This window comes from Brevundimonas naejangsanensis (assembly GCF_003627995.1).
Classification (GTDB): domain Bacteria; phylum Pseudomonadota; class Alphaproteobacteria; order Caulobacterales; family Caulobacteraceae; genus Brevundimonas; species Brevundimonas naejangsanensis_B.
This window is the reverse complement of record NZ_CP032707.1, coordinates 1,762,396-1,788,955: the sequence shown is the minus strand read 5'-3', so window position 1 is coordinate 1,788,955 and position 26,560 is coordinate 1,762,396. Positions and strand designations below refer to the sequence as shown.

At 69.5% G+C, this 26,560-nt stretch carries 29 protein-coding genes; 12 read left to right on the top strand and 17 right to left on the bottom strand.

The features are described from left to right. Window positions 1–60: 60 nt before the first annotated feature. From D8I30_RS14410 to D8I30_RS08400, 3 genes are all read right to left on the bottom strand, one after another. Window positions 61–237: a hypothetical protein gene (locus tag D8I30_RS14410; RefSeq protein ID WP_162938842.1), complete on the bottom strand. Its 177-nt coding sequence runs from the start codon at window positions 235–237 to the stop codon at window positions 61–63. 273 nt (window positions 238–510) lie between these two features. After that, window positions 511–2,919: a PAS domain-containing protein gene (locus D8I30_RS08405; protein ID WP_162938841.1), complete on the bottom strand. Its 2,409-nt coding sequence runs from the start codon at window positions 2,917–2,919 to the stop codon at window positions 511–513. Window positions 2,920–2,962: 43 nt separating this feature from the next. Beyond that, complete coding sequence (locus D8I30_RS08400) at window positions 2,963–3,445, bottom strand: YcgN family cysteine cluster protein (RefSeq protein WP_121482347.1); 483 nt, start codon at window positions 3,443–3,445, stop codon at window positions 2,963–2,965. A gap of 115 nt (window positions 3,446–3,560) precedes the next feature. On the opposite strand from D8I30_RS08400, the gene D8I30_RS08395 reads away from it, so the two are divergent. Further along, complete coding sequence (locus D8I30_RS08395) at window positions 3,561–5,378, top strand: ABC-F family ATP-binding cassette domain-containing protein (protein WP_240387187.1); 1,818 nt, start codon at window positions 3,561–3,563, stop codon at window positions 5,376–5,378. 234 nt (window positions 5,379–5,612) lie between these two features. Here the strand turns inward: D8I30_RS08395 and D8I30_RS08390 are convergent, their stop codons facing one another. From D8I30_RS08390 to D8I30_RS08360, 8 genes are all read right to left on the bottom strand, one after another. Continuing rightward, a complete protein-coding gene (locus tag D8I30_RS08390; RefSeq protein ID WP_121482345.1) occupies window positions 5,613–5,942 on the bottom strand; it encodes a hypothetical protein in 330 nt (109 codons plus the stop codon). 716 nt (window positions 5,943–6,658) lie between these two features. Continuing rightward, window positions 6,659–7,276 carry a DNA-3-methyladenine glycosylase I gene (locus D8I30_RS08385; RefSeq protein WP_121482344.1) on the bottom strand — a complete coding sequence of 206 codons (618 nt, stop codon included), beginning with the start codon at window positions 7,274–7,276 and terminating at the stop codon, window positions 6,659–6,661. Between the two features lie 152 nt (window positions 7,277–7,428). Next, complete coding sequence (locus tag D8I30_RS08380) at window positions 7,429–8,397, bottom strand: TraB/GumN family protein (protein WP_121482343.1); 969 nt, start codon at window positions 8,395–8,397, stop codon at window positions 7,429–7,431. A 104-nt stretch (window positions 8,398–8,501) separates the two neighbouring features. Further along, window positions 8,502–8,651 carry a hypothetical protein gene (locus D8I30_RS14405; RefSeq protein ID WP_162938840.1) on the bottom strand — a complete coding sequence of 50 codons (150 nt, stop codon included), beginning with the start codon at window positions 8,649–8,651 and terminating at the stop codon, window positions 8,502–8,504. 32 nt (window positions 8,652–8,683) lie between these two features. After that, a complete protein-coding gene (locus D8I30_RS08375) occupies window positions 8,684–8,884 on the bottom strand; it encodes a helix-turn-helix transcriptional regulator (protein WP_121483458.1) in 201 nt (66 codons plus the stop codon). Further along, entirely contained in the window at window positions 8,881–9,333 is a 453-nt protein-coding gene (locus D8I30_RS08370) for a hypothetical protein (protein WP_121482342.1), read from the bottom strand. The genes D8I30_RS08375 and D8I30_RS08370 overlap by 4 nt, the downstream gene beginning before the upstream one ends. A gap of 105 nt (window positions 9,334–9,438) precedes the next feature. Continuing rightward, complete coding sequence (locus D8I30_RS08365; RefSeq protein WP_121482341.1) at window positions 9,439–10,233, bottom strand: YgfZ/GcvT domain-containing protein; 795 nt, start codon at window positions 10,231–10,233, stop codon at window positions 9,439–9,441. A gap of 27 nt (window positions 10,234–10,260) precedes the next feature. Then, window positions 10,261–10,806, bottom strand: a complete 546-nt coding sequence (locus D8I30_RS08360; protein ID WP_121482340.1) for a hypothetical protein — start codon at window positions 10,804–10,806, stop codon at window positions 10,261–10,263. Between the two features lie 165 nt (window positions 10,807–10,971). Here D8I30_RS08360 and D8I30_RS08355 point away from each other — a divergent pair, with 165 nt between their 5' ends. From D8I30_RS08355 to D8I30_RS08335, 5 genes are all read left to right on the top strand, one after another. Further along, complete coding sequence (locus D8I30_RS08355; protein ID WP_162938839.1) at window positions 10,972–11,649, top strand: DUF6624 domain-containing protein; 678 nt, start codon at window positions 10,972–10,974, stop codon at window positions 11,647–11,649. Between the two features lie 145 nt (window positions 11,650–11,794). After that, entirely contained in the window at window positions 11,795–11,986 is a 192-nt protein-coding gene (locus D8I30_RS08350; protein ID WP_121482338.1) for a hypothetical protein, read from the top strand. A 187-nt stretch (window positions 11,987–12,173) separates the two neighbouring features. Then, window positions 12,174–13,169: an ABC transporter substrate-binding protein gene (locus tag D8I30_RS08345; RefSeq protein WP_121482337.1), complete on the top strand. Its 996-nt coding sequence runs from the start codon at window positions 12,174–12,176 to the stop codon at window positions 13,167–13,169. A gap of 80 nt (window positions 13,170–13,249) precedes the next feature. Further along, the gene (locus D8I30_RS14945) at window positions 13,250–13,978 is read left to right on the top strand and encodes a hypothetical protein (protein WP_121482336.1); all 729 of its coding nucleotides are present in this window, start codon (window positions 13,250–13,252) and stop codon (window positions 13,976–13,978) included. Then, window positions 13,975–15,117, top strand: a complete 1,143-nt coding sequence (locus D8I30_RS08335) for a DUF2336 domain-containing protein (protein WP_121482335.1) — start codon at window positions 13,975–13,977, stop codon at window positions 15,115–15,117. The genes D8I30_RS14945 and D8I30_RS08335 overlap by 4 nt, the downstream gene beginning before the upstream one ends. Before the next feature lie 85 nt (window positions 15,118–15,202). Here the strand turns inward: D8I30_RS08335 and D8I30_RS08330 are convergent, their stop codons facing one another. From D8I30_RS08330 to cysK, 3 genes are all read right to left on the bottom strand, one after another. Beyond that, window positions 15,203–15,625, bottom strand: coding sequence for a MucR family transcriptional regulator (locus D8I30_RS08330; protein ID WP_121483457.1), 423 nt, complete (start codon window positions 15,623–15,625; stop codon window positions 15,203–15,205). 185 nt (window positions 15,626–15,810) lie between these two features. After that, window positions 15,811–17,025 (bottom strand): DUF2336 domain-containing protein, encoded by a 1,215-nt coding sequence (locus D8I30_RS08325; RefSeq protein WP_121482334.1) that lies wholly within the window; start codon window positions 17,023–17,025, stop codon window positions 15,811–15,813. Between the two features lie 49 nt (window positions 17,026–17,074). After that, window positions 17,075–18,067 carry a cysteine synthase A gene (cysK, locus tag D8I30_RS08320; protein WP_121482333.1) on the bottom strand — a complete coding sequence of 331 codons (993 nt, stop codon included), beginning with the start codon at window positions 18,065–18,067 and terminating at the stop codon, window positions 17,075–17,077. A 184-nt stretch (window positions 18,068–18,251) separates the two neighbouring features. Between cysK and D8I30_RS08315 the strand changes: the two genes are divergently transcribed. The 4 genes from D8I30_RS08315 (at window position 18,252) to D8I30_RS08300 (ending at window position 22,242) form a co-directional block, all read left to right on the top strand. Then, entirely contained in the window at window positions 18,252–19,175 is a 924-nt protein-coding gene (locus tag D8I30_RS08315; protein WP_240387186.1) for an EamA family transporter, read from the top strand. 75 nt (window positions 19,176–19,250) lie between these two features. After that, window positions 19,251–20,594: a flagellar protein export ATPase FliI gene (gene fliI / locus D8I30_RS08310; protein ID WP_121482332.1), complete on the top strand. Its 1,344-nt coding sequence runs from the start codon at window positions 19,251–19,253 to the stop codon at window positions 20,592–20,594. Between the two features lie 123 nt (window positions 20,595–20,717). After that, on the top strand, window positions 20,718–21,125 hold the full coding sequence (locus D8I30_RS08305) for a flagellar export protein FliJ (RefSeq protein WP_121482331.1): 408 nt from the start codon (window positions 20,718–20,720) through the stop codon (window positions 21,123–21,125). A 49-nt stretch (window positions 21,126–21,174) separates the two neighbouring features. Then, the gene (locus tag D8I30_RS08300; RefSeq protein ID WP_121482330.1) at window positions 21,175–22,242 is read left to right on the top strand and encodes an endo-1,4-beta-xylanase; all 1,068 of its coding nucleotides are present in this window, start codon (window positions 21,175–21,177) and stop codon (window positions 22,240–22,242) included. 227 nt (window positions 22,243–22,469) lie between these two features. On the opposite strand, the gene ctrA is transcribed toward D8I30_RS08300, so the two are convergent. Continuing rightward, window positions 22,470–23,171: a response regulator transcription factor CtrA gene (gene ctrA / locus D8I30_RS08295; protein WP_121482329.1), complete on the bottom strand. Its 702-nt coding sequence runs from the start codon at window positions 23,169–23,171 to the stop codon at window positions 22,470–22,472. Between the two features lie 373 nt (window positions 23,172–23,544). On the opposite strand from ctrA, the gene D8I30_RS08290 reads away from it, so the two are divergent. Beyond that, window positions 23,545–23,916: a chromosomal replication initiator DnaA gene (locus tag D8I30_RS08290; RefSeq protein ID WP_121482328.1), complete on the top strand. Its 372-nt coding sequence runs from the start codon at window positions 23,545–23,547 to the stop codon at window positions 23,914–23,916. After that, window positions 23,913–24,629, top strand: coding sequence for a DUF6456 domain-containing protein (locus tag D8I30_RS08285; protein ID WP_121482327.1), 717 nt, complete (start codon window positions 23,913–23,915; stop codon window positions 24,627–24,629). The genes D8I30_RS08290 and D8I30_RS08285 overlap by 4 nt, the downstream gene beginning before the upstream one ends. 4 nt (window positions 24,630–24,633) lie before the next feature. On the opposite strand, the gene D8I30_RS08280 is transcribed toward D8I30_RS08285, so the two are convergent. Further along, window positions 24,634–24,927 carry a hypothetical protein gene (locus D8I30_RS08280; protein ID WP_121482326.1) on the bottom strand — a complete coding sequence of 98 codons (294 nt, stop codon included), beginning with the start codon at window positions 24,925–24,927 and terminating at the stop codon, window positions 24,634–24,636. 206 nt (window positions 24,928–25,133) lie between these two features. Next, on the bottom strand, window positions 25,134–26,501 hold the full coding sequence (gene dsdA / locus D8I30_RS08275) for a D-serine ammonia-lyase (RefSeq protein WP_205570679.1): 1,368 nt from the start codon (window positions 26,499–26,501) through the stop codon (window positions 25,134–25,136). Window positions 26,502–26,560 lie beyond the last annotated feature (59 nt).

Sequence of the window (26,560 nt, the reverse complement as noted above, 5' to 3'; positions counted from 1 at the left end):
AGATGATCGATACGAGACTCGAGCTCGGCTCGCACGGCCCGTTCTTCGTCGTCGCTGAGTTCACGATCGTCTTCGCTCATTCCATCCTCTTCTGGCGCGCGCCCGCTTCTCGGCCTCGGCTACGTCAGTCGGCGGCGCGGCGGCCGCGACCACGGCGATCGCCTGGTCGGTCAGCCCCCGCAACTGCTCGAACACCTGGTCCAGCCAGTCCGCCGCCTCATCCCCTTGTCCCGCCATGCCTGAACCATAGCCGAGCAGCGTCCTCAGGCGCGCAAACCGCCGCGAGATCGTCTCAAGACCGGGAATTTTCAGGGATTGGGCGCGCCCGCTGCGATAGCCGACGCGCTTCTCCCTCCCCGTCCCGGGGAGGGTGGTCGCGCAGCGACCGGGTGGGGAGGGCCAGACGATCCTGGGCTCGGCGTATGATCAACCTCGCCGCCCCCACCCGCCTTCGGCCTGACGGCCCCAGCCGCCCTCCCCGGGACGGGGAGGGAAAAGGACGCGGCTTTCCTAGGGCGCCGAGGCCAGCCCTCGCGCCTCGTCCCCGCCCGTCAGCCACCGCGTCAGGGCGCCGGCCAGCTCCGCGATCTGGATCGGCTTGGCCAGGTGGCCGTCCATGCCCGCCTCCAGGCAGCGCGCCGCCTGCTCGGCCTGGACGTTGGCGGTCAGGGCCAGGATGGGCGTGCGACGGCCGGTCCCGGCCTGCATCCGGCGGATTTCCCGCGTCGCCGTCAGCCCGTCCATGACCGGCATATGCACGTCCATCAGCACCAGATCATAGACGCCCGACTGCACGGCATGGACCGCCTCGGCGCCGTCGCTGACCGTGTCGACCGCCAGCCCCAGGTTGCGCAGGATGGCGCTGACCAGCTCACGGTTGGCCGCCGCGTCGTCGGCCATCAGCACCCGGCCGGTGACGGCGCCCGCCGCGGCCCTCGCCGGGTCGACCTCGCCCGGCTTGCAGACGTCGCCGGCCAGGGCCAGCGGCGCCTCGAACCAGAAGGTCGAGCCCTGGCCCGGCGCGCTGTCGACCCCGATCTCCCCGCCCATCAGTTCGACCAGGCGGCGCGAGATGGCCAGGCCCAGCCCGGTCCCGCCATAGACCCGCGTCGTCGAGGCGTCGGCCTGGGTGAAGCGGTGGAACAGTTCGCCGACCTTCTCGGCCGGAATGCCGATGCCGGTGTCGCTGACCGCGACGCGCAGCCGCCACCGGCCGTCCGCGTCGACCCGGCCGCCGACCGTCAGCCTCACCTCGCCGCGCGCCGTGAACTTCACGGCGTTGGACAGAAAGTTCAGCACCACCTGGCGCAGCCGTCCCTTGTCGCCGGTCAGGCGCTCGGGCGCATCGGCGGCGACCACCACCCGCAGGATCAGCCCCTTGGCCGAGCATTGGCTCTCGATGATGGCGGCGGCGCCGTCGACCAGGGCCCGGACGTCGAAGGGCTCGGGGTCCATCTCGATGGCGTCGGCCTCGAGCTTGGAATAGTCGAGGATGTCGTTGATCACGCCCAGCAGGGCGTCGCTCGCCGTGGCGATGCGCTCGACATAGATGCGCTCTTCCGGCGGCAGGTGCTCGGACGCCTGCAGCAGGCCCGAAAAACCGATCACGCTGGTCAGCGGCGTGCGCAGCTCATGGCTCATGTTGGCCAGGAATTCGCTCTTGGCCTGGGCCGCCTTCTCGGCGCGCTCCTTGGCCTCGATGACCTCGTCCTCCAGCAGCTTGCGCTGGGTCACGTCGCGGATCACCACCACCACGTCGTCGACGTGGCCGTGCTCGTCCTTCAAGGCCTTGAAGGTGCATTCGACCCAGACCGTATGGCCGGCGCGGTGCACCGCCCGGTGCTCCAGGCGCGTGGGCGCGCCCGTCTTCACCGCCTCGCCGATGGCCTTCAGGACCAGATGCCGATCCTCGGGGTGGACATAGTCGGTGGACTGGCCGCTCATCTCCTCATAGGTCCACCCCAGCAACTGCTGGATGGCCGGCGAGATGTATTTGCTGGACCCGTCCATCTTCACGCGGGTGATGACGTCGCCGATGTTCTCGGCCAGCAACCGATAGCGCCGCTCGTTCTTCTGGGCCGAGCGCAGCAGCTTTTCCGCGTCCGTCACGTCCTGCAGCACGCCGAACATGGCGACCACCCGGCCCGCCGCGTCCCTCTGGGTCGCCGCCTCGGCCGCGACCAGGCGCTCCACCCCGTCGCGGCCGATCAGCCGCAGCTTGAAGCGATAGCCCTCGCCAGTCCGCAGCGCCCGTTCGACCAGGCGGCGGATCTCGGGCTGGTCGTCGGGATGATAGTGGCGGAACACATCCTCCAGATCAGGATCGAAGGCGTGCGGCTCGACCCCGTGGATGCGATAGATCTGGTCCGACCAGGCGACCCGGCCGGCGTCGCAGTCGTAGCGCCAGCGACCGACGCCGACCATGGCCTCGGCCAGGCGCAGCGTTTCCAGCCGCGCCGTCTCCTGGCGCATCACGTCGGCATGGGCCAGCAATTCCGACGCCAGCGCCGCCAGATGGCGCAGGATCGCCGTCTGGCCTTCGCTGGGCGGGGCGCGCGGCGACACGTCCATCACCCCCAGCGCCCCGATGGGCTCCCCGGCCCGGTTGCAGACGGTGGCGCCGGCGAAGAAGCGCACGCCGGGCGCGCCCTTGACGAAGGGATGGCGGCTGAAGTCAGGGTCGGCCAGCGCGTCCTCGATGATCAGCACCGCGCCCGGCCCCGCCTGGGCCAGGCGGTGGCTGACGCTGGCCAGGCGCGGCAGGCTGGCCTTCGACAGGCCGACGCTGGCCCGCAGGACGGCGTGTTCAGGGTCCAGCACGGCGACCATGGCATGGGGCGCCTCGAAGGCCGTGCACGCCAGCGCCAGCAGCCGGTCGAACGCCGCCTGGCCTGCCTCCTCGCTGATCGGGGAATTCACGATTACATTCGCCATCATCTCCGTTTGCACGGACAACGGCGAATTATCCGTTACTGTCGAGGCCGCGCTCCAGCGCCCATTCGGGCGCCTCGAAGTCCAGGGCGTCCTCCGCCTCCTTCAGCGCCAGCTCCGACACCGTCTGGCCGCGCACCGACACCCCGGCCGCGTGCACCGTCTCCGGGTCGCCCGACACCAGCGGATGCCACCAGGCCAGAGGCCGCCCCTCATGCAGCCGGCGATAGGCGCAGGACAGCGGCATCCACTTCAGCTGCTCGATGTTGCCGGGCGTCAGTTGCACGCAGTCCGGCACCTGCTCCTGCCGGGCGGCGTAGTCGGTGCAGGTGCACCGCTCCGGGTCGAACAGCTGGCAGTGGACGCGCGTCGGCGTGATCTCGCCCGTGTCCTCGTCCTCGAAGCGGATGACGCAGCACAGGCCGCAGCCGTCGCACAGGCTTTCCCATTCGCTCGGCGACATCTCCGCCAGGGTCTTGGTTTCCCAGAAGGGTTTGGAGGGCGAGGAATTCATGGGCGCGCTATACGCCCCCGCGCCGCTCCTGTCGCCTCCGATCGGCGCTCGTCCCGGCGCCTGTGGCCCTCGCCCCCCTCGACGCGCTATAGGCGTCGCCTCCCTTCTCGGACTGGTGTCTATGGCCGCTCGCCCCCCTCTCGTCGCTCTCAAGGACGTCCGCCTGCAGGACGGCCCCCGCCCGCTGTTCGACGGCGTCGACATGGCGATGGAGCCGCGCAGCCGCGCCGCCCTGGTCGGCCGCAACGGGGCGGGCAAGTCCACCCTGATGAAGGTGGTCATGGGCCTGATCGAGCCGGACTCGGGCGACCGCTCGTTCCAGGCCGGCACCCGCTTCGCCTATGTCCCGCAAGAGCCGGTCATCACCGGCGAGACCCTGGCCGACTACGCCGCCTCGGGCGAGGCCGAGCGCTGGACCGCCGAAAGCTGGCTGGAGACCTTCGGCCTCAACCCGATCAAGTCGACGCAGGGCCTGTCGGGCGGCGAGATCCGCCGCGCCGCCCTCGCCAAGGCCTTCGCCGAAGAGCCCGACCTGCTGCTGCTGGACGAGCCGACCAACCACCTCGACATCCTGGCCATCGAACTGCTGGAAAACGAGCTGATCCAGGCCCGTTTCGCCCTGCTGGTCGTCAGCCACGACCGCGCCTTCCTGAACCGCGTCACCGACACCGTCCACTGGCTGGAAGGCCGCAAGGTGCGCACCCTCAACAAGGGCTTCGTCGAGTTCGACGACTGGGCCGCCAAGGTCATGGAGGAGGAGGCCGAGTCCCTGCGCCGCCTGACCAAGCGCATCGAGGCCGAGACCTACACCTTCTACCGCTCCATCACCGCCCAGCGCACCCGCAACGAAGGCCGCGCCCGCGCCCTGCAGCAGATGCGTCTGGACCGCGCCGAGCGGGTCAAGGACCTGCCGCGCGAGTTGAACCTGGGCGTCGATTCCGGGGCCGCCTCGGGCAAGCTGGTCGCCGACATCAAGGGCGTCAGCAAGGCGTTCGGCGACCGGACCATCTTCAAGAACCTGACCACCCGCATCATCCGCGGCGACCGCCTGGCCATCGTCGGCCCCAACGGCGCGGGCAAGACCACCCTGGTCAAGGTGCTGCTGGGCGAACTGGCCCCGGACGAAGGCACGGTCCGCATGGGCGCCAACCTGGAGCCCCTCTACCTCGACCAGTCGCGCGAGGGGCTGAAGTCGGACATGACCCTGTGGGACGCCCTGACGCCGGGCGGCGGCGACTCCATCCTGGTGCGCGGCCGCTCCATGCACGTCGCCGCCTACGCCAAGGACTTCCTGTTCCAGGAGGCCCAGCTGAAGCAGCCCATCTCCACCCTGTCGGGCGGCGAGCGCAACCGCCTGCTTCTGGCAAGGGCCCTGGCCCAGCCCGCCAACCTGCTGATCCTCGACGAGCCGACCAACGACCTCGACATGGACACGCTGGAGAAGCTGGAGGAGCTGCTCGAATCCTACGACGGCACCCTGATCCTGGTGTCGCACGACCGTGATTTCGTCGACCGCCTGGCCACCTCCACCATCGCCCTGAACGGTCGCGGCGACGTGGTCGAAACCCCCGGCGGCTGGCAGGACTTCCTGCGCCAGAACCCCGGCTTCCTCGCCCCGCCCCCCACCCACGCCGAGGCCCCAGGGGCGCGTCGGGTCGAGAAGGCGGAGCCTTCTGACCGCGCCCCCAAAAAGACCGTCAAGCTCTCCTACAAGGACGCCCGCCGTCTGGAAGAGGTCGAAAAGCTGATGGAGACCCTGCCGGTCGAGATCGCCCGACAGGACGCCCTCCTGGCCGACCCCGACCTCTATTCGCGCGACCCCGCCGCCTTCGACCGCGCCATGAAGGCCGCCGAAAAGGCCCGCGCCGACCTCGAGGCCGCCGAACTGGACTGGCTTGAGCTGGAAGAGAAGAAGGCCGCCCTGGGGGGCTGACGGCGAAGACCCCCGCGCCAGGAATGGAAAGCGGACACCGCAGGAGGCCTGGGGCGCGCTCGACATGAGAAGCGCCCGATCATCCCTGCAACCGTATTCGTATCGGCGTCGGCTGCGCTTTGGATCGGCCCCTCAGCGTCCGCGCCGGGTCATCTGCACCGCCGCCGAAACGGCATCAGCCTCCCGGCCAGAGCGCAGACGTCGCCTTCGTCCGACAAGGGTGGGTAACAGACGCTAGTCCACTGCCGCATCGCACCGCGCCAGCAGGCTCCCAAGCGGCTCCGCCTCTCCGACGTCATAGACGCCAGTGGCGGACAGGTAGCGAAGTAGCAGCGCGCGAAGATCGTCGGGCTTGGGCGGTAGCCCCTCCGCCTGTGCAATGCGCACCCGGTCTCCTATGGCTTCCAGTTTGAAGACTTGGCCGTCGGGGCCGTAGGCTATGGGATAGACGCCATTCCGCACATCGATGGCTTCAAGGTCCGTTTCGGCTTTCTGGACTGACGAATAAAACAGAGCGGGCTCATCAGCCGCCACCACCAGTTTTATCTTCGTATTGCTTGCCATGCGTCATCTTTATACCTCAGCCCAATGTCCGCAACGGGTGGTTAGCGGAAATTCAGCGCTAGGCTAGAAATAAGCGTTCACTGTGACTGTTGAATCCCCAGCTTTGGATTCCAAAGAGGATTAGTTACGCAACCGATCCTATGCCAGTCTCTAAAACTATTAATTATCAGCGTATTGGTCGCATTTATACTCTAGAGTATCTGGGTAAATTTGCACGCCATTACTTTCTGCCGCCAACATGAATATACGATCTACATCTCTAACCGATTGCTCGCACCCGCCACCAAGAAGGAAAACAAAGGTTTGTGAGCTCATGTCATCTTCTACTAGAGTAAATGGGATTATAATATCTCCATTTAGAACGCTAAAAATTATACTCTCTCTAACCTGTTCAGCATCCAATTTTGTGATGTTGGCATTTAAGGTCACGATGGAATCGGGGATCAGATTTTTGCCGTGATCGGATTTGCTCGAGCATGACGATATAAGCGGAACTATAAGTAAGCAGCTAAAGAGAAATTTCATAGAAAGTTTCATTGTTTCTAATTGAGAGATTTTGAGACGCTATATATTTGCTTGAACGCCATATGGATATCTCTTCTGAAGGCAGAATGCGCAGCATCGGCATCCTAGAAATTGGCTAGATTCCACAAACTCTTCGCACACTTACCAATGTCCGCAATGGGTCGGAAGCGGACCCATGCTCAACGACGCAATCAGACTTTGGCGACGGCGTCTGAGCCGCCCGCCGCGCGAACTTCCCCATGCCGGAAGCAGGTCGTCTGGTGGTCATTGACCATGCCGACCGCCTGCATGAAGGCGTAGGTGATGACCGGGCCGCAGAATTTGAAGCCGCGCGCCTTCAGCGCCTTGGCCATGGCGAGGCTTTCAGCGGTCTGGGTCGGGGCCTCGCGGAAATGGCTCCACTGGTTCACCCGCGGCTCGCCGCCGACGAAGGACCACAGCCAGGCCGAGAAGTCCTCGCCCCGGTCCCGCATCTCCAGCCAGAGGCGGGCGCCGCCGATGGCCGCGTCGATCTTGGCGCCGGAGCGGATGATGCACGGGTCGGCCAGCAGCCGCGCCCGGTCCGCCTCGCCGTAGCGGGCGATGATCTCGGGATCGAAGCCGTCGAAGGCCTCGCGCATCCCCTCGCGCTTTCTCAGGATGGTGATCCAGGCCAGCCCGGCCTGGAAGCCGTCCAGCACCAGCTTCTCCCACAGGGCGCGGGGGTCGTACTCGGGCACGCCCCATTCGGTGTCGTGATAGGCGATGTAGAGGGGATCAGTCGTCCCGCACCAGCCGCAGCGGCCTTCGGCTTTCTCGGATTCGGTCATGGGGCGAGGTTGCGGGAATGTTGTGGTGGCGCAAGGGCGAACAATCGCTCCGTCATCCTCCGGCAAGCCGCGAAGCCGAAGGCAGGGCGAGCAGGACGCACGAAAAAGGCCCGACGTCGGCGCCGGGCCCCTCGACGCGTCGAACGCGAACCCTACAGCCGCTCGACCGTGAAGCCTTTGGCCCTCAGCATGTCGATGACGCTGTCCTGGTCCATCAGGTGGGCGGCCCCCACGGCGACGAAGGCCGTGCCGGAGCCCTGCATCATCATCTCGATCTGATCGGTCCAGTCGGCGTTACGCACGATCAGGGCGGCGCGGTGGATGTCCTCGTGCACGTCGCGGGTGCTGACGCGGTTCAGGCGGCCGACCTCGGCGGCGTCGCCCTTCAGCCAGGCGGCGACGGTCTCGTCCAGGTTGGCGACGATGCGGTCGGCGTTGCGGACATAGTGGTTCAGATAGGCCACCTGGGCCTCCTCGCTCATGCCGGCGATCAGGCGCACCTGGATGTCGGCGGTCTCGAAGCCGCGCAGCGCCTTGCCCTGCGCCCTCGCGCGATCCATCAGCGTCTTGTCGACGCCCGCCTCCGAGCGATAGCCGGCGTTGGTCGGGCCGGACATGGAGATCATGAAGGCCGCCAGCCAGGGACGATAGGGATCGAGGGCCGCCGCGCTGGCGCCGTTGGCCCGGGCCACAGTGTCGAAGGCGGCCAGGTCGTCGGCCGACAGCAGGGACGACAGGGGGCGGGACGGATCGACGCCGTGCTGCTGGATCACCGGCATGACGACGGCCTGGTCGTCCTGGTCGGCGATCTCGACCCAGATGTCCGAGGCGGCGGCGAAGGCGGCGTCCACCTTGTCCGAGCCCCAGGCCGTGCCGGGGCGCAGCACGTGGACCGTGCCGTACAGATAGACGGTGGAGTCCGCGTCCTTGACCACCCACAGCGGCGGGCCGGCGCCGTCGGCGCGGGGGATGGGGGCGGCGGAAACCGAGGCGGGGGTTTCGGCGTGGGCCGCGCCGGGCGCGGCGGCCAGGACGGCGGAGGCGGCCAGGGCGGCCAGAAGGCCGAAGGCGAAGCGCGAGACACGATCGGCCGACTGGCCCATGCGGTGAGCGAGGGTCATTGCAAAGTCCTTGGATTGTCTGGGGTTTCAGGTCGTCGCCGACGAAGGTCGGCGGAAGGCTCGTCAGCGGGGGCTGGGAGCGGGCAGGCGAGGCGTGGAGGGGATCAGCGCGCGGCGATCCTGGCGGCGGGCGCTTCGGTCGCTTGGCCGAAGGTCGGCGCGGCCTGGACGGCCAGGCTGATCAGCAGGGCGCCGCACAGGCCCAGGGCGAAGCCGGAAACGCGGTCGGCGGCGGTCGAGAAGAGGGTGAACATGGCGAGGGTCCTTTGGCTTTGAGAGGGGCGGTTCAGGCGATGAAGATGGCTTCGATCGGCTGGCCGAAGAGGCGGGAGATGCGGAAGGCCAGAGGCAGGGACGGGTCGTAGCGGCCCTTCTCCAGCGCCTGGACGGTCTGGCGCGAGACGCCGAGGCGGTCGGCCAGGTCGGCCTGGGTCCAGTCGCGCTCGGCGCGGAAGACCTTGAGGCGGTTGACGAATTCGCTGGTCATCGGCGCGCGATCCACCAGGCGCACCAGGCGAGGCCGTAGCCGACGGCCTGGGCGGCGAAGGCGGCGACGACGCCCAGGGCGATCAGGGCCGCCTCGGTGTGGGGCACGCGGGCCGGCAGCAGGTCGACCCCGGCCACGGCGGCGAGGACGACGGCCGCGCCGCCGGCGACGAAGCCCAGATTGCCGCCCCACCACCAGGCCCATTTGTGGGCTTCCCTGGCGGCCTCATCCAGGCTGCGCCACCAGTAGAGGCTGTGCAGGGCGATGAAGACGGCCAGGCCGGCGGCCAGGACGACCACGCCGATGGACGGGGCCTGGCCCCAGGCTGTGGGCCAGAAGGGCGTGGCGGCGGTGGCGCTGACGCCGACCACGGTCAGGGCGCACAGGCCCACGGCCAGGTCGTCCAGCGTCTTCTTGTTGGCGGCGGCGGCGGTGATTTCGGTTTTCATGACAAGCTCCCCTGTCGTGTTGACAAGGGAGCTTTACCAACGAGGCCGCGTTTACGTCAAGCGACTTTTACACGACGACAAGCAGATTTTCCGTTTTTGTCGGACCTAGCCTTGCAAATCAGGCAGCCAGGCGGGCCGCTCGACGCGCACGGGGCGGCCGTCGACCGTCAGGTCGCCGTCCAGACGGTCCAGCCGCATCAGGGCGATGGCGCGGCCGTCGGCGCCGGTCATGACCTCTCCGGCCCGCAGTTCGCCGTTCAGCACCTCGGCGCCGCGCGCGGGGGCGGGACCGTCGAAGGCGATGGCCATCATGCGGTTCTTGATCGTGCCGCGCCGCTTCATGCGCGAGGTCGTCTCCTGGCCGATGAAGCAGCCCTTGTGGAAGTCGATGCCGTTCAGCAGGTCGAAGTCCGCCTCGATCGGATAGGTCTTGTCGGCCAGCGTATCCGCCGTCGGGTCGGGCACGCCCAGGGCCAGGCGGTGCGCCTGCCAGTCGGCCTCGGCCGCGTCGGTCTCGCACTCGTCGCCCCAGCGGCGCCCGCCCAGGTCGGCCAGACGCGGATCGGGGACGAAGCCCTCGGGGACGTCCGCCCCCCAGGCGACGAAGACCGCGTCGGCCAGGGGCATGATCTCGATGTTGGAGCGCAGCCGATACATCGCCAGCCGCTGCACCAGGGCGTCGCGCCGCTCGGCCGCGACGTCCAGCACGAGGCCGCCTTCCTCGCCCCAGATGAACAGGTCGAACAGCAGCCGCCCGGGCGGCGACAGCAGGGCGCCGAAGCGAAGCTCGCCCGGCGCCAGCGTCTCCACGTCCTGGGTCAGCAGGTTGTGCAGGAAGGGGCGGGCGTCGGGGCCGCTGACGCGGATCAGGGCGCGACTGTCGAGACGGGCGATGGACATGCCGCCAAGATAGGGAGAGGCGGGCGGCTACACCACCGCATACCGCGCCGTCACCCCGTCCGGCTGGAAGTCGTGCTCGGCCAGCCGGTCCAGAGAGGCGAGGACGCGGGCGAGAAAGTCCTGGGGATCGCCCTCCTCGACGGCGGGGCGCAGCCAGTCGGTGACGACGGCGCGCGCCGGATAGGTCCCGACCGGGCCGGGCACGCTCAGCGCCACCTCGACCCCTTCGGCGATCCAGCCGGCGATCGTCGCGAAGAAATCCATGTCCGCCAGGAAATCGGAACGGCGCACGACATAGAGGGTGATCTCGCCGCGCTCGACGCCGTCGGGCCGCACGATCACCCCGCTGCGGTCGGGCCGCCAGTCGTCCGACAGTTCGACCACGCGCCACAGGCAGAACCAGACCCGGCAGGTCTGGGGCCGGATCTCATGCACCGAACACCCCGCCCCGTCGACGCAATAGCCGCACAGCTGGCCCGTCGGCTTGGCCAGTTCGGGCAGGTCCAGCGGAATGACGCGGCAGCACTCGACGCAGCCGCCGCAGGTCCGGTCGGGAAGAAGGGGCAGGGACATGGAGGGCGTTTAGCGCAGGGCGATGGAAAATGCGCGGGGGCTGTCCGAAGAGCGGACGCCTACGACGTGCGCCAGGGGTGGGAGGCGAATGCTACCAAACGCCGTTTTTCCAACATTGACTGCTCATCATGAGCACCATCTGATGGGTGTTCTAGGGAGGGCGTCATGATCCACAACATTGCAGCGCTTACACTGATGGTTGCGCAAGCGACGGCGCCTGATCCTCTAACTGAAACGGCCTTGAGCGCTCTGCGTGCCAGCATCGCGGAAGCAAAAGAAGCACAGAGCGCATTGCCTCCGGCACAGACGGATCGAGAACGCCTGGAGCGCATGGGGGCTATCGATCAAGCCGCACGGCAGGGTCTTTGGAAGGCGATGGCGAACGTGGCGCCGGCTGAACGCGGGCGGGTTCGACGCGCGCTCTGGCCCGAGGTCCGGGCGGTCGATATCGAAAACCAACAGCAGTTGTTGGCGATGGCGCCCGAGGACGGATGGTTCAGAAGAAGTCGCTATGGCGACAATGCAGCCGCGTCGGCGTTCCTCATTGTGCAGCATGGCGATGAGGCGCTCTGGGAGCGCTTTCTACCCGTACTCGCCGACCTTGTGCCTAGCGGGGAAGTCGCCGGTTCGGAGTACGCCATGATGTATGACCGCCTGCAGATGACCAAGGATCAACCGCAGAGATACGGGACACAGATGACCTGCCCTCACGGCACAGGTCAGTGGACGCTTTGGCGACTTGAAGACGCGGAGCGCGTCGACGAATTTAGAGCTTCGGTTGGTCTTGGGCCGGTTGCCGAATATGTCGACAGCTTCAAGACGGGGGCTCCTCCGACCTGCTGATCAGCTCGCCGACGAAGGCCCGCAACGGGTCGATTTCCAACCCGGGCTTCGGCGCCGAAAGCCCACATTGGCCTTCCGGCCAAAAGGGACGTCGCGGCCGCCCTGACGAACCGCCGCCCTGCCCCCCTGGCCCGCAAGCTCTGCTGTGGCGGGGCGGCGGGCCGCCAAGGCCGAGACGGCCGCCGCCGAGCGCCGCGAACGGATCGAAATCCGTTCGAAGATCAGCCCGCTGCTGAAGCTGGCCTTCTCGCTCATCGCGGGCTTCTTCCTGGTGATGTTCTTCTTCCTGATCATCGCCATCGAACGGCATCTGCGTCGCGTCGCGCAAGCGCGCTGATCGGCCTGAAGGGCGTCGGGGCTCGGCCTCGACGCCCCGCCTTCTCCGGCGGACGACGACCCCGGGCCTCACGCGATTTCGGCGGCGTTTCGGCCTCCGGCGCGGGCGCCGGACTTTCCAACCCCCGCTCGCCCCCCTACACCCTAGCGTAATGACAAGCGCCCGTCCTTATTCCCGCCGCCGCCTGATGGCCGGCGCCGTCGGCCTGACCGCCCTTTCGGCGCTGTCGGCCTGCGGGCGTTCGGCCGCGCCGACGGACGAGGCCGGGCGGGTGCGCCTGCGCCTGGCGGCGGGCGGCCCGGCGGGGGCCCTGCACGGCGGCTTCTATCAGGCCGTCGCCACGGGAGCCTATGAGCGGCGCGGCCTGAACGTCGAGATCCTGGCCGGCCCCGAGGGCGCCGACATCCCCGCCCTGCTGGCCGCCAGCGCGGTCGAACTGGCCGTGGGCGTCGACAGCTTCCTGCCCATGCGGCTGATCGCCGAGCGGGCGCCGGTCAAGGCCGTGGCCGCCTTCCTGCAGAAGGACCCCGTGGTCCTGATGGCCCATCCCCGCCAGGTGCTGGAGGACCTGACGGTGCTGCGCGGCCGCCGCATCCTGATGAGCCCCGCCGACCGGGCCGGGTTCTGGACCTGGCTGCGGGCGCGCTTCGACCTGGCGCCCGACCAGGCCCAGGCGGGGACGCTGGAGGATAATCTGGAGGCCTTCCGGCGGGACGATCAGGCGGTGCTGGTGGGTCGGCTGACCGACGGCGACCCGACCCTGGCCGCGCGCCAGGCGGGCTTCGCGCCCCTGGTCCTCAAGCCCGCCGACGACGGCTATCCCTCCTATTCCGGCCTGGTGCTGGCGCCCAACGCCTTCGCCCGCGACAACGCCGCGGCCCTGCGCGACTTCATCGCCGCCTCGGTCGAGGGCTGGCGCGACTATGTCCACGGCGACGGGACCAAGGGCGACGCCCTGATCCGCCGCGCCAACCCGGCCCTGCCGCAACGGCTGCTGGACGCCGCCCGCGCCGCCCTGCGCGCCGAGGCCATGGTCGACGGGGGCGACGCCGCCCTCTACGGCCTGGGGGCCATGACGCCGGAACGCTGGCAGACCTTCGCCGAACAGACCCTGGACGCCTACCCCTCCCCTCCCGACTGGCGCGAGGCCTTCACCAACCAGTATCTGCCGTCGCGCGGCTGAACCGTCCCGGCGTTAGGCGCGGATTAAGCCGAACCGCCTAGGCTGGGGGGCTGAACCTCTTCGCTCGCATGAGGCGCCCGGTGCCGCGCAGCCTAACCATCGCCGTCCTTCTACCCGCGCTCGGCGCGGCGACGGCCGCCTGGGCCCAGGCCGGCGCCGCCGCGCCCGTGCGGGACGGCGCGGCCCCGCGCCCCCCCGTCATCCCGCACGGCGGCTATCCCTGGCGAGCCGGGACGCCGGGGTTCGGCCGCCAGCTGACGCCCGCCCGGTCCTGGGGGGCGCCGCCGTCGATCCCGACCCCGCCGCCCTCGGCCGACCTTCTGACGCCCGCGCCCGACCTCAGCCCCGCGTCCTCTCGCGCCGCCGTCGCGTTCCAGCCGCCCGCGCCCTCCGCCCCAGCCCCCGTCGAGCCCGCGGCCGACCCCATGGCCCCGCGCCGCGACGCCCTCATCTTCCAGTTGCAGGGTCGCGCACCCGCGCCCCCCGCCTCGCCGCCCGCCGAGCACGAAACCGCCGCTGCGGCCGAGCGCCCGGCGCCGCACCCAGCCCCCGTCGAAGCGGCGCCCCAAGGAGCTCCCGCCTACGGCGCCGGCGGGGCCCGCTACTATTCCGTCCATCGCCAGGCGGGGCGCCGGCCCGACGCGACGCCGATCCCGGCTCCGGCCTATCTGGACGCCCTGCCGGTCGAACTGGATCAGCCCCCCGCCTCGCCCGACCTGGCCGAGCCCCCGGCGGCGCCGACGCTGATCCGCGACGCCGCCGGCCGTCTCAAGGCCGCCCCTCCCGCCGACGATCCCCTGACCCCATGAGCGACGCCGCCCTCGATACCGCCGCCCCCGACAGCGCAGCCCCGGTGCCCGCCGAGATCGCCTCGCGCCTGCCGGACCTGATCGCCCTGGCGCAGGAAGACTCCAGCCCCAAGCGCCGCGCCCTGCTGCGCGAGCTGACCGACTGCTTCTTCGGCGCGCCCGAACGGACCGAGGCCGAGACCGCCCTCTACGGCGCCGTCCTGTCGGACCTGACCGACGCCATGGAGACGGCCGTGCGCGCCGAGCTAGCCGAGCGCTTCTGCCGCTCGCCGGACGCCCCGCGCCAGCTGATCCGCCGCCTGGCCAACGACGAGGCCGAGGCCGTGGCCACGCCGGTGCTCAGCGCCTCGCCGGTGCTGACCGAGGCCGACCTGATCGCCGTCATCCGCTCGCGCGGCCAGGGGCACATGCGCGCCGTCAGCCGCCGCGCCGAGGTGTCCGAGGCCGTGTCCGACGCCATCGTCGAGCGCGGCGACGACGAGACCCTGGGCGTCCTGCTCGGCAACCAGGGAGCCTGCCTGTCGCGCGCGGCCTCCGAGGCGGCCGTTGAACGCGCCCGCGTCAACCCGGCCCTGCATGAGGTCACGGTCGAGCGCGCCAGCCTGCCGCCCGACCTGCTGAACGACATGTATTTCGCGGTCGAGGCCCGCCTGCGCCAGCGCATCCTGGAGCAGAACGCCCGCCTGGACCCGGCCCTGCTGGAAAGCGCCCTGGCGGCCGGGCGCGCCCGCGTCGCTACCGACGACGGCGCCCTGCCCCCCGACTACGCCGAGAGCCTAGCCTATGTGGAGGAACTGCGCGCCGCCAACCAGCTGACGCCGCAGATGCTGGCGCGCTTCCTGCGCTCGGGCGGGCGGACGGCCTTCCTGATCGCCCTGTCGCAGCTGGCCGACATCGACTTCCACACCGCCCGCCAGATCGTCGAGCGGCGCGAGCTGGACGCCCTGGCCGTGGTCTGCAAGGCGGCGGACCTCGATCGGGCCCTGTTCCTGACCTACGCCGTGGTCCTGCTCAACACCGACGGCGACGCCATGGGCAAGGCCCGCGCCTACGCCGGCCTGTACAACGACCTGACGCGCGAGGCGGCGTTGCGCACCCTGCGCTTCTGGCGCGCGCGCAAGGCCATGCAGGCGGCCTGACGACGCTGACGGCCGATATTCCCAAAGCAAAACGCCCGCCCCTCGATCGAAGGGCGGGCGTTCTGCTCTCGGCCGTGGGGCCGGATTACTTGCGCGTGGCGCGGGCGGGTTTGCGGCCGCCCTGGCCCAGGCCCATCTGCTTGGCCAGTTCCGAACGCGCCTTGGCGTAGTTCGGGGCGACCATGGGATAGTCCTTGGGCAGGCCCCACTTGGCGCGGTATTCCTCGGGGCTCATATTGTATTTGGTGCGCAGGTGACGCTTCAGCGACTTGAACTTGCGGCCGTCTTCCAGACAGATCAGGAAGTCGGGCGTGATGGACTTGCGCACCGGGACCGCCGGTTCCTGGGGCTCGGGTTCGGCTTCGACCGGACCGACCGACACGCCCGACAGAGCGGCGTGAATTTGAGCGATCAGACCCGGCACGGCGTCGGCCGAAACGGTGTTGTTGCTGACATAGGCCGACACGATGTCCGCCGTCATCTCGAGCAGTTCAGGTTTTTCTTCCATCTGCATCAGCCTCTTGGATGCCCCAATTTCATTCGACTGATCTGGATCGACCTGCCGTCGAACGGTTTCATACGTATGTTTTGTATTGAAAGCAATGCGGCGTCGATTTCTCGCGCGTGGCGCGAACTTCACTTTCGAATTCAGCAAACGTCAGGCGAATTCATCAGAGCACAGGCATCGCCATTTCAACGACCGAAGTTATCCGCCAGGGCCAGCGCCGCGGCGCGTTCCGGCGTTGAGTATTCGTCGATCAGCTCGTCTTCGCCCTCGCGAATGGCGCGTAGAAGCGTGGGGGTCAACGCTGAAGACAGGGTCCAGTTCCAGTAACGCAGCACGGTCTGCGCCCGGTCGACGGCCAGCATCTCATAGGTCAGCTGCACCCGGCTCCAGTCCGGATGCACGGCGCCCTCGGCCGTCGTCTCGGGCCGCCGCATCGACCGCCACAGGGCCAGCAGATTCTGGCGCGTCAGCCCCGTCGCCTTGCACAGGATGGCCACGGGCTCGCCGCCCGGGTCGCCCATGATCTTGGCGGCGGTCAGCGGCTTGATCCCCGACAGATGGCCGATTTCGCCGACCAGGTCGCGCGACAGGCCGTTCGCCGCCGCCGCGCTCACGGCGGCCTCCAGGTCGGCGTAGGGGCTCTTCTCGATGGCGGCGCGGTTTCTCTGGCGCCGCTCGATGAACTGCAGGGCCTTGCGCGCCACCGGGTCGTCCCAGCCCTCGGCCGCGGCCAGGGCGAAGACGTCCTCGACGCAGTCCTGCATCACCTCGCGCGACACGGCGAAGCGCTGGAGCACGGCGCGCCGCTCTTCCGGCCCGCACCACCAGAACATGACATAGGCGCCCGACGGCCTCAGCTCGGCCCGTTTCAGCAGGGCCGGGCACAGCGCCTTCGCAGCCCGGCTGACGCCGATCACCCCTTCCAGCGTCGTCTGGCTCAGCCGCGCCGAGGAATTGGCCAGGACCGCCGCGATCACCGCCTCCTCGCCCCAGCTCAGCAGGACGTCGGTCACGGCCTCGGACAGGCCGCGTCGCGCCGCGATCATCAGCCGGTGCTCGATCGCGGCGTCGCGGGCGCAGCCGATCAGATCGGCGTCCGACAGGGCGGCGCAGTCCTCCAGCAGCGGCGCCGCCACCTGCGGCTCGTCGCGCAGCAGCAGGCGTTTGAGCGCATCCGGCAGTTCGCCCAGGGGGGCGAGGCGCTGGGCCACCCGGCGCCGCTCCTCGACCGGGGCCGGGCGCAGCACGTCGACCAGCAGGTCGCCGACCACCGAGCGCTCGAACACATTGATGCGGCTGGCGGGCAGGCTGACGACGTCGGCCAGCCGCCGCAGCAGCGCCCGCCGCGCCTTGCGGGGAGGCGGCTGAACGTCTTCCAATCTGGCCTGGGTTTCGCCCATGACGCGATCCTAGCCGCCAGCGGTTAACCGCCGGTGCAGGCCGACCGCCTTACAGCCCTTCGAAAAGCGCCGTCGACAGATAGCGCTCGGCGAAGCTGGGGATGATGGCGACGATGGTGCGGCCGGCGTAGTCGTCGCGCGCCGCCAGGCGGAAGGCCGCCGTCAGGGCCGCGCCCGAGCTGATGCCCACCGGAATCCCCTCCACGCGGGCGACCTTGCGGGCCATGTCGAAGGCGTCCTCATTGGTGACCTGCTCGACCCCGTCGATCACCGCCCGATCGACCACCGAGGGGATGAAGCCCGCGCCGATGCCCTGGATCTTGTGCGGCCCCGGCGCGCCGCCCGACAGCACGGGCGAGGCGGTCGGCTCGACCGCGATCATCTGCACCGAGGGCTTCTTCTTCTTCAGCGCATGGCCGACGCCGGTGATGGTGCCGCCGGTGCCGACGCCCGCGACGACCACGTCGACGGCCCCGGCGGTGTCGTTCCAGATCTCCTCGGCGGTGGTGACCTCATGGATGACGGGGTTGGCCGGGTTGTCGAACTGGGCCGGACTGACCGAGCCGGGGATTTCGGCCAGCAGCTCCTCGGCGCGGGCGATGGCGCCCTTCATGCCCTTCTCGGCCGGCGTCAGCTCCAGCCGCGCGCCCAGCAGGGCCAGCATCTTGCGGCGCTCGATCGACATGCTCTCGGGCATGACCAGGACCAGCTTGTAGCCCTTGGACGCGGCCACGAAGGCCAGGGCGATGCCGGTGTTGCCGCTGGTCGGCTCGATCAGGGTGGCGCCCGGCTTGATCTTGCCGGCCTGCTCCAGGGCCTCGACCATGGCCACGCCGATGCGGTCCTTGACCGAGGCGATCGGGTTGAAGAACTCCAGCTTGGCCAGGACGGTAGCCTGGGGCTTCAGCTCGGCCGTCAGATTGGGCAGCCGCACCAGGGGGGTGTCGCCGATGGTGTCGATGATGCTGTCATAGACCCGGCCCCGCCCCGCCTTCTTGTGGCGGCTGGCGTCATAGGCGGCGGGCTTGGAAGCGTCGGACATGGGACGGTCTCCGGTTCAGGATCGACTCAACTGACAGGGCTTATACCCGTCGGGCAAGAACGGCGCCCTTCAGGATTTCTCAAGAGAGCTTCAGCGCTGGCAGCAGCCAGGGGAAACGCTCGAGGGCGCGTCGCGGGGGCGCCTCCGCCGCGAAAATCGCGAGAATCACGGACGGATTTTCGCTATGGCCTTGCCCATGTCCTCCCTGACGCCCTCATCCCGCGCGCCGCGCCTGGCGGCCGCCGTGCCCTATCTGGCCCTGCTGGGGGCGATCATCTCCCTGACGGCGGGGACGTCCTTCGCCAAGTCCCTGTACCCCATGGTCGGGCCGGCGGGGACGTCGGCCCTGCGCGTGGGGCTGTCGGCCCTGATGCTGCTGGCCGTCTGGCGGCCGTGGCGGGCGCGCTTCACGCGGTCCGACCTCAAGGCCCTGGCCCTTTACGGCGTGGTCATGGGCTTCATGAACCTCAGCTTCTACATGTCGCTGAACACCATCCCCCTGGGCGTGGCCCTGGCCATCGAGTTCACCGGCCCCCTGGCCGTGGCCCTGTTCAACGCGCGTCGCCTGATCCACGTCGTCTGGGTGGGCTTCGCCGTCCTGGGCCTGGTCCTGCTGCTGCCGCTGGACGGAGCGGGGGAGGCGCTGGATCCCCTGGGCTGCGCCTTCGCCGCGATGGCCGCCTTCTGCTGGGCCCTGTACATCGTCTTCGGCAAGCGGGTCAGCCACCTGCCCAGCGGCCCGACGGTGGCCGTGGGCATGTCGGCGGCGGCCCTGACGGTCGTGCCCTTCGGCGCGGCCACGGCCGGGTTCAGCCTGCTGTCGCCGTCCATCCTGGGCCTGGGCCTGATCGTCGCCCTGGTGTCCAGCGCCCTGCCCTACACCCTGGACATGGTGGCCCTGCGCGGCATTCCCAAGCGCACCTTCGGCGTCCTGCTCAGCGGCGATCCGGCGGTCGGCGCCCTGGCCGGGCTGTGGGTCCTGGGCGAGCATCTCAGCACCCTGCAATGGCTGGCCATCGCGGCCGTCATCACCGCCTCCGTCGGCGCCGTCCTGACCTCGCCGCCGGGCGAGGACCAGCCCCTTCAGGAGCCCGGCGCCCCGGCGTGACCTTCACCGGCCGTTAACCATGTTGCGACATGGCTGGACCGAACGGCCGCGCGTCCTGCGGCCCAGGGGTCCCGCTTGCGCAATCTCGTCGCCGCCGTCGAAGCGATCGACCCGCTGGTCGTCACCGGCAAGGTGGCGGGCGTCAGCGGCCTGCTGATCGAGTCGCGTGGTGGCCTGTCGCGCCTGGCCGTGGGCGCCCGGGCCGAGATCGAGCGGCGCGGCCAGCCGCCGCTGCCGGCCGAGGTCGTCGGTTTCCGCGAGGCCAAGGCCCTGCTGATGCCCTTTGGCCCGGTCGAGGGCGTGGCGCCCGGCGCCGACATCAGGATCATCAACGCCGCCGCCAGCGTGCGCCCGACGACGGCGTGGCTGGGCCGCGTCATCGATTCCTTCGGCGAGCCGATCGACGGGCTGGGGCCGCTGACGCCGGGCCTCGTCCCCTATCCCTTGCGCGCCCCGCCGCCGCCCGCCCATTCGCGCGGCCGGGTGGGCCAGCGGCTGGATCTGGGGGTGCGGGCGATGGACGTCTTCACCACCACCAGCCGAGGCCAGCGCCTGGGCATCTTCGCCGGTTCGGGCGTGGGCAAGTCGGTGCTTCTGTCCATGCTGGCGCGCCAGGCGACGTGCGACGTCGTGGTCGTCGGCCTGATCGGCGAGCGGGGCCGCGAGGTCCGCGAGTTCATCGAGGAGACCCTGGGCGAAGAGGGGCTGAAGCGCGCCGTCGTCGTGGTCGCCACCTCGGACGAACCGGCGCTGAAGCGGCGCCAGGCGGCCTATATGACCATGGCCGTGGCCGAGTTCTTCCGCGATCAGGGGCTGGAGGTGCTGTGCCTGATGGACAGCGTCACCCGCTTCGCCATGGCCCAGCGCGAGATCGGCCTGGCCGCAGGCGAGCCGCCGACCACCAAGGGCTACACCCCCACTGTCTTCACCGAACTGCCCAAGCTGCTGGAGCGCGCCGGTCCCGGCCCGATCCGCCCCGACGGGACCGAGGCGGGACCGATCACCGCCCTGTTCACCGTCCTTGTCGACGGCGGCGATCATGACGAGCCGATCGCCGACGCCGTGCGCGGCATCCTGGACGGCCACATCGTCATGGACCGCAAGATCGCCGAGCGCGGCCGCTTCCCCGCCATCGACGTGCTGAAGTCGGTCAGCCGCACCATGCCCGGCAACCAGTCCCCGCCCGAGCGCGAACTGAACCGCCGCGCGCGCCAGTGCCTGAGCGCCTATTCCAACATGGAAGAGCTGATCCGCATCGGCGCCTATCGCACTGGCGCCGACCCTATCGTCGACCGCGCCATCGCCTTGAACCCGGCTCTCGAAGACTTCCTGACCCAGGACAAGGACGACGTGACGCGCCTGGGCGACAGTTTCGACCGGCTTGAAACCATCCTGAACCAGGGAATGGTGGAGCAGTGAGTGATGAGTGCCGAGCAGAGCCGCAGACGCCGCGCCTCTCCCTCCCCGTCCCGGGGAGGGAGAAACCCTTGCCAAGCCTCACTCGTCGCTCTTCACTATCCACTCGCCACTCGAGGCTAACGCATGACCGCCTGGGCCCAATCCCTGATCCGCATCTCCAACTATGAGGTCGAGACGCTGCAGAAGCGTCTGGCCGAGATCAGCGCCCGCAAGGCCGAGGCCGAGATGCGCGTCGCCGTCCTGGACGCCGAGGCCGAGATCGAGCGCGAGAACGCCCGTCACGACCCGTCCGCCGGCATGATGCTGCAGGCCTATCTGACCGGCTGGAAGCAGCGCCGCGCCGACGCCGAGGCCGAGGTCGCCGCCGTCTCGATCGAGGAAGAGGGCGCCCGCGACGCCCTGACCGGCGCCTTCGAGGAACTGAAGAAGTTCGAGCACGTCGCCGAGACCACCCGGCTGAACAAGCTGATGGCCGCCGCCAAGCGCGAGGCCGCCGCCTATGACGAAATGGGCCTCAGGCGTCGTGGCTGAAACAGGCGCCGCCGCCTCTCCCTCCCCTTCATGGGGAGGGAGAAATCCGGTGATCCACCGCCGCGCACTGCTGGCCTCGACCGCCGCCCTGGCCGCCTGTGGAGCGCAGGGGGCGCCGCCCGCCCCCGCCGGACCGCTCCCGCCGCTGAAATCCGTCGCCCCCTTCCCCGTCGGGACCGTCGCCATGGCCGGCCACCTCTCGGACCCCGCCTGGCGCCGGCTGGTCTCCACCCACTTCTCCCAGCTCACGCCCGAGTGGGAGATGAAGATGGAGTACATTCTCCAGCGCGACGGCGCCCTGCGCTTCGACGCGCCGGACCGCCTCGCCGATTTCGCCCGCGACGCCGGCGCCCGCCTCTTCGGCCACGCCCTGATCTGGTACGCGCAGGAGCATCCGTGGTTCACCGCCCTCGTCGACGACCGGGCGCGCTTCGCCGCCGAGCACGACCGCTACATCGCCGCCGTGGCCGGGCGCTGGCGCGGCCAGATCGTCGGCTGGGACGTGGTCAACGAACCGGTCGAGGACGACGGAAGCGGCTATCGCGACTGCGTCTGGAGCAGGGGCCTGGGCGGGATCGACGCCTACATCATCCGCGCCTTCGAGCAGGCGCAGGCGGCGGCGCCCGAGGCGACCCTGTTCCTCAACGACTACGACCTGGAGAACAGGCCCAGGAAGGGCGCGGCCTTCCTGCGCCTGGTCGAGCGGCTGCTGAAGGCGGGCGCCCCGATCCAGGGCATCGGCGTCCAGTCCCACCTCGACATCGAGATTCCCAGGGGCCGGATCGGCGCCTTCATGCGCGAGGCGGCGCAGTTCGGCCTGCCCATCCATGTCTCCGAGCTGGACGCCTCGCTGAAACGCGGCGGCCGCCTGCCCGACCTGCGCCTCCGCGCCCAGAAGCGCACGCAGCAGACGGCGCGCGTGGCCGAACTGGCCGAGGCCTTCATGGACCTGCCCCCCGCCCAGCGCTTCGCCTTCACCGTCTGGGGCGTGCGCGACAGCGACTCCTGGCTGCGCCGGGCCGAGAACGACGACGGCCAGGACAGCCCCCTGCTGTTTGACGACGCCGGCCGGCCGAACCCGATGTTCGGCGTCCTGGCCGAGGCGTTCGCGAAGTAAGGCCCTTCTCCCCTTGTGGGAGAAGGTGGCAGACGAAGCCTGACGGATGAGGGGTCGCACGACGGCAACCATCCGATCGCCTTTTATCCAGGGATCAGAAACCCCTCATCCGACCTCGCTGCGCTCGGCCACCTTCGCCCACAAGGGGAGAAGGCGAATAGCAAAACGCCCGCCGGTGTCCCGACGGGCGTTCCAATCCCCTGAGTGGAGGCTCAGGTCGGATCGTTTCAGGCGGCGACCGTGGCCGCGCCTTCGGCCGGGTCGCGCAGGACATAGCCGCGGCCCCAGACGGTCTCGATGTAGTGCTTGCCGCCGGCGGCCGTCGCCAGCTTCTTGCGCAGCTTGCAGATGAAGACGTCGATGATCTTCAGCTCCGGCTCGTCCATGCCGCCGTACAGGTGGTTGAGGAACATCTCCTTGGTCAGGGTCGTGCCCTTGCGCAGGGAGAGCAGCTCCAGCATCTGGTATTCCTTGCCGGTCAGGTGCACGCGATGATTGTTCACCTCGACCGTCTTGGCGTCGAGGTTCACCGCGATCTCGCCGGTGTGGATGATGGCCTGGGCGTGGCCCTTGGAGCGGCGAACCACGGCGTGGGTGCGCGCGATCAGCTCGTCCTTGTGGAAGGGCTTGGTCAGGTAGTCGTCGGCGCCGCCGCCGAAGGTCTTGACCTTGGTGTCGATCTCATGGCTGCCCGAGAGGATCATCACCGGCGTATTGATCTTGCCGTTGCGCAGCTGGCGCAGAACCTCAAGGCCGCTCATGTCCGGCAGGTTCAGATCAAGCAGAATGAGGTCGTAGTCATAGATCTTGCCCAGATCGATGCCTTCCTCACCCAGGTCGGTGGTATAGACGTTGAACCCTTCCGACTTCAGCATCAGTTCGATGCTTTGGGCCGTAGCGTGGTCGTCTTCGATCAGCAGGACGCGCATTCATGCCCCTCCAGGCAAAACTTGGGATGACCGGCTGAGCCAGACGGCCGGGTAACCTTGTTCCAACGTTAACGGGCCAAAACCTTAAGAAGGGTTAACGGGTCCCGATCTGGAACGCCTAGGGTGATTTGCGAATCGGCGTCCAGAGTCCCGAGTCAATGATTCGTTAATTTATTTCGGACCGCACCCTCATTCCCCTGTTGACCTTTGCCGCGTCTTCCACAGGGGGCGTGCACAACCGCCGGCGCCGATCCCGTGCCCGGCCTGGCGAAACGTCCGCTTCTGACGCCCTATAGGACAACATTCCTATCTCGGTCGCCGAACGATCTCATAATGGCGACATCCACAGGAATGACGGGAGGAAGCGCAGATCATGGAACCCTATCGCGTGCCGGTGACGGAGGGCGACCGCATCCGGGCGGACGCAGCCCTGGCGCTGGCGGCCCTGGCCTTCGCCGTGCCGATCGCCGAGATGACCCGGCGCGAACGGGTGCGGCCCCGGGCCTGTCGAGCGCGCTGGTCGGCCATGTATCTGGCCCACGTCTCCCATGGCTGGCCGCTGGAGCGGGTGGGGCACGCCTTCGGCCTGAACCGGGCGACGGCGGGCGCGGCCTGCCGCTGGGCCGAGGACGAGCGCGACCGGCCCGACTACGACGCCCTGATGGACGGGCTGGAGGGCGCGCTGCGGGCGGTGATGGCGCTGCCCCTGGTCGACCTGGCCCCCGAGACCGGAAGCCGCCGATGAGCCGTCAACTGGAGCGCGCGCGCAGTCTGCTGAAACGCCCCGGCGCCTGGCTGGACCAGGCGAACGGCGCCTATCCCTTGCGCCTCGGCGGCGACCGGCGCAGCCGGGTCGTGCTGACCCTGGACGAGGCCGCCTTCCGCGCCGTGATCGAACGGCCGGGCCTGAGGGTGCGCGCCGGCGGCGGCTGGCTGCCGCGCCCGGCCAACGACCACGCCCCCGTCGCGCCGCCGCCCGGCCAGCCCGGGGTCATCGAGGGCGAGCGCCCGGTGATGGAGGCCGACGGCCGCCTGGCGACCCGCCGCGCCAATCTGGGCGAGAGCCCGATCCTGTGGCTGGCACGGCGCAAGGACCAGTCAGGCCGCCCCTGGCTGACCCCGGCGGAGGTCGCGGCGGGCGAGCGCCTGCGCACCGAGGCCGAGATCGCCCTGTCGGGCCCGTCGCTGACCATGCGCTGGGACGCCCTGCCCCGCGCCGGCTCCGGCGGCGGCGCGACCCGGATCGAGCCGACCGACCGCGCCCTGTCGGCCTCGGCCCGGGTGAAGGCGGCGCTGGACGCCTGCGGCCCGCGCCTGCGCGCCATGGTCGAGCAGGTGTGCATCCACGGCACGTCGCTGCAACTGGCGGAACAGGCGCTGAGCCTGCGCCGTCGCCAGGGCAAGACCCTGCTGAAACAGGGCCTCCAGGCCCTGGCCGAGCACTACGGGCTCGACTGAGGCGTCAGAAAATCCCGACCGCCGCGTCGGCCCAGATCACCAGCACCGCCAGGACGATCAAGCCGGCCAGGACCAGCCGGGTCCGGTGCGTGCGGACCTTCCACAGGATCAGCTCCAGCAGCAGGCCCGCGCCGACCAGCAGCAGGCCCGCGAACAGGAAGTCCTCCGCCCCCCAGGCGACCGCGGAGGTGAACTGCATCGCCACCAGCGGCGTCAGCAGGATCAGGCCGACCGCCGCCCAGGCCGCCGCCCGAACCGGGTTGAAGAAGGACGCAGGACGCTTGGCCAGGACCGACATCGGACCGCTCCGCACAGGATGAACCGCCGCATCATGCGCCCGATCCGGGCGTGACGGAAGTCGGGACGCGGGTCGCCTTCTCCTCCCCATTCCATGGGGAGGTGGCGCGGACGCGCCAGCGGCCGTGACGGAGGGGCCGCTCGGTTCCGCCACAGCCGCCCCTGCACCCCTTTGTCGCCCCCATTCCATGGGGAGGAAAGCAGGCGTCAGCCCCCTCCCGCCAGCAGGCTGCGGCCCTTGGCCAGATAGGCCTCCATCTCGTCGGTCGGGACCATGCCGCCGCCGGTGGCCCAGGCCAGGTGGGTGGCGCGCGCCATGGCTTCCGCGCTCAGGCCCAGGCGCGTCCGATAGCCCTGCCGCTCGCCGCAGACCCGGGCGATGCCCGGCACGCCCGCCAGGGCCGACGGCTCCAGCCGCACGCCCTCGACGCGCTCCATCAGGGCCAGCAGGCTGTACAGCTCCTCATCGCTGACAGTGTAATAGCCGTCCACCAGCCGCTGCATGGCCTTGCCGACGAAGCCCGAGGGGCGCCCGACCGCCAAGCCGTCGGCCGCCGTCACATTGTCGATGCCGAAGTCCTGCACCGACACCGCGTCATGCAGGCCCGTATAGACCCCCAGCAGCATGCAGGGCGAATGGGTCGGCTCGGCGAAGACACAATGGACCGCGTCGCCGAAGGCCAGCTTCAGCCCGAAGGCCACACCACCCGGCGCCCCGCCGACGCCGCAGGGCAGATGGACGAACAGCGGATGATCGGCGTCGACGACGATCCTGGCCGCCGCCAGCTGTTTCTGCAGCCGCTCGGCCGCCACGGCGTAGCCAAGGAACAGGCTGGTCGAGTTCTCGTCGTCGACGAAATGGCAGGCGGGATCGGCTTCGGCCTGCCTTCGCCCCTCGGCGACGGCCACGCTGTAATCCGAGGCGTACTCCTTCACCGTCACCCCGTGCGCACGCAGCTTGTCCTTCTTCCACTGGCGGGCGTCGGCGGACATGTGCACCGTCACCTGGAAGCCCAGGGCCGCCCCCATGACGCCGATGGACAGACCCAGGTTGCCGGTCGAGCCGACGGCGATGCTGTAGCGGCCGAAGAAGGCCCGCGCCCGGTCGCTGTCCAACAGGGCGTAGTCGTCGTCCAGCGTCAGCAGCCCGCCCGCCAGGGCCAGGTCCTCGGCGTGCTTGAGCACCTCATAGATGCCGCCGCGCGCCTTGATGGAGCCGGAGATGGGCAGATGGCTGTCCCGTTTGAGCCACAGCGCCCCCGGCAGGTCCTGGCCGTAACGCTCGGCCAGCGCCTGCTGCAGCCGTGGCAGGGGCTGGATGTCGGACTCGATGATCCCGCCGCTGCCCTCCGTCTCGGGGAAGGCTCGCCGGATGTAGGCGGCGAAGCGCGTCAGGCGGGCGCTGGCGTCGGCCACGTCGGCGGCGATCAGCCCCACGTCGCCGAGGGCCTCCGACGCGGGGGCGACGGCCGGGTTGAACCAGGCGACCTCGCGCAGCGCCGTCAGGTCGCGGATCAGGGGATAGCGCGAAATCCAGTCATCCAGCGTCCGGCCCAGAACCACCGTCTTGTCCATCACGCTCTCCCAGGAATCGTCGCGGGATAAACAGGGTCCGGCCGCGACGGTTCACTCCG

What these genes read in the sequence shown, in the direction of transcription:
- D8I30_RS08290 (WP_121482328.1), top strand. Translation starts at nt 23,545, where the DNA reads ATGGAACCCTATCGCGTGCCGGTGACGGAGGGCGACCGCATCCGGGCG.
- D8I30_RS08330 (WP_121483457.1), bottom strand. Translation starts at nt 15,625, where the DNA reads ATGGAAGAAAAACCTGAACTGCTCGAGATGACGGCGGACATCGTGTCG.
- D8I30_RS08360 (WP_121482340.1), bottom strand. Translation starts at nt 10,806, where the DNA reads ATGTCCCTGCCCCTTCTTCCCGACCGGACCTGCGGCGGCTGCGTCGAG.
- D8I30_RS08325 (WP_121482334.1), bottom strand. Translation starts at nt 17,025, where the DNA reads ATGGGCGAAACCCAGGCCAGATTGGAAGACGTTCAGCCGCCTCCCCGC.
- D8I30_RS08400 (WP_121482347.1), bottom strand. Translation starts at nt 3,445, where the DNA reads ATGAATTCCTCGCCCTCCAAACCCTTCTGGGAAACCAAGACCCTGGCG.
- D8I30_RS08385 (WP_121482344.1), bottom strand. Translation starts at nt 7,276, where the DNA reads ATGACCGAATCCGAGAAAGCCGAAGGCCGCTGCGGCTGGTGCGGGACG.
- D8I30_RS08285 (WP_121482327.1), top strand. Translation starts at nt 23,913, where the DNA reads ATGAGCCGTCAACTGGAGCGCGCGCGCAGTCTGCTGAAACGCCCCGGC.
- D8I30_RS08375 (WP_121483458.1), bottom strand. Translation starts at nt 8,884, where the DNA reads ATGACCAGCGAATTCGTCAACCGCCTCAAGGTCTTCCGCGCCGAGCGC.
- D8I30_RS08390 (WP_121482345.1), bottom strand. Translation starts at nt 5,942, where the DNA reads ATGGCAAGCAATACGAAGATAAAACTGGTGGTGGCGGCTGATGAGCCC.
- D8I30_RS08355 (WP_162938839.1), top strand. Translation starts at nt 10,972, where the DNA reads ATGATCCACAACATTGCAGCGCTTACACTGATGGTTGCGCAAGCGACG.
- D8I30_RS08370 (WP_121482342.1), bottom strand. Translation starts at nt 9,333, where the DNA reads ATGAAAACCGAAATCACCGCCGCCGCCGCCAACAAGAAGACGCTGGAC.
- D8I30_RS08315 (WP_240387186.1), top strand. Translation starts at nt 18,252, where the DNA reads ATGGCCTTGCCCATGTCCTCCCTGACGCCCTCATCCCGCGCGCCGCGC.
- D8I30_RS08335 (WP_121482335.1), top strand. Translation starts at nt 13,975, where the DNA reads ATGAGCGACGCCGCCCTCGATACCGCCGCCCCCGACAGCGCAGCCCCG.
- D8I30_RS08365 (WP_121482341.1), bottom strand. Translation starts at nt 10,233, where the DNA reads ATGTCCATCGCCCGTCTCGACAGTCGCGCCCTGATCCGCGTCAGCGGC.
- D8I30_RS08345 (WP_121482337.1), top strand. Translation starts at nt 12,174, where the DNA reads ATGGCCGGCGCCGTCGGCCTGACCGCCCTTTCGGCGCTGTCGGCCTGC.
- cysK (WP_121482333.1), bottom strand. Translation starts at nt 18,067, where the DNA reads ATGTCCGACGCTTCCAAGCCCGCCGCCTATGACGCCAGCCGCCACAAG.
- D8I30_RS14405 (WP_162938840.1), bottom strand. Translation starts at nt 8,651, where the DNA reads ATGTTCACCCTCTTCTCGACCGCCGCCGACCGCGTTTCCGGCTTCGCC.
- ctrA (WP_121482329.1), bottom strand. Translation starts at nt 23,171, where the DNA reads ATGCGCGTCCTGCTGATCGAAGACGACCACGCTACGGCCCAAAGCATC.
- D8I30_RS14410 (WP_162938842.1), bottom strand. Translation starts at nt 237, where the DNA reads ATGGCGGGACAAGGGGATGAGGCGGCGGACTGGCTGGACCAGGTGTTC.
- D8I30_RS08380 (WP_121482343.1), bottom strand. Translation starts at nt 8,397, where the DNA reads ATGACCCTCGCTCACCGCATGGGCCAGTCGGCCGATCGTGTCTCGCGC.
- D8I30_RS08305 (WP_121482331.1), top strand. Translation starts at nt 20,718, where the DNA reads ATGACCGCCTGGGCCCAATCCCTGATCCGCATCTCCAACTATGAGGTC.
- dsdA (WP_205570679.1), bottom strand. Translation starts at nt 26,501, where the DNA reads ATGGACAAGACGGTGGTTCTGGGCCGGACGCTGGATGACTGGATTTCG.
- D8I30_RS08280 (WP_121482326.1), bottom strand. Translation starts at nt 24,927, where the DNA reads ATGTCGGTCCTGGCCAAGCGTCCTGCGTCCTTCTTCAACCCGGTTCGG.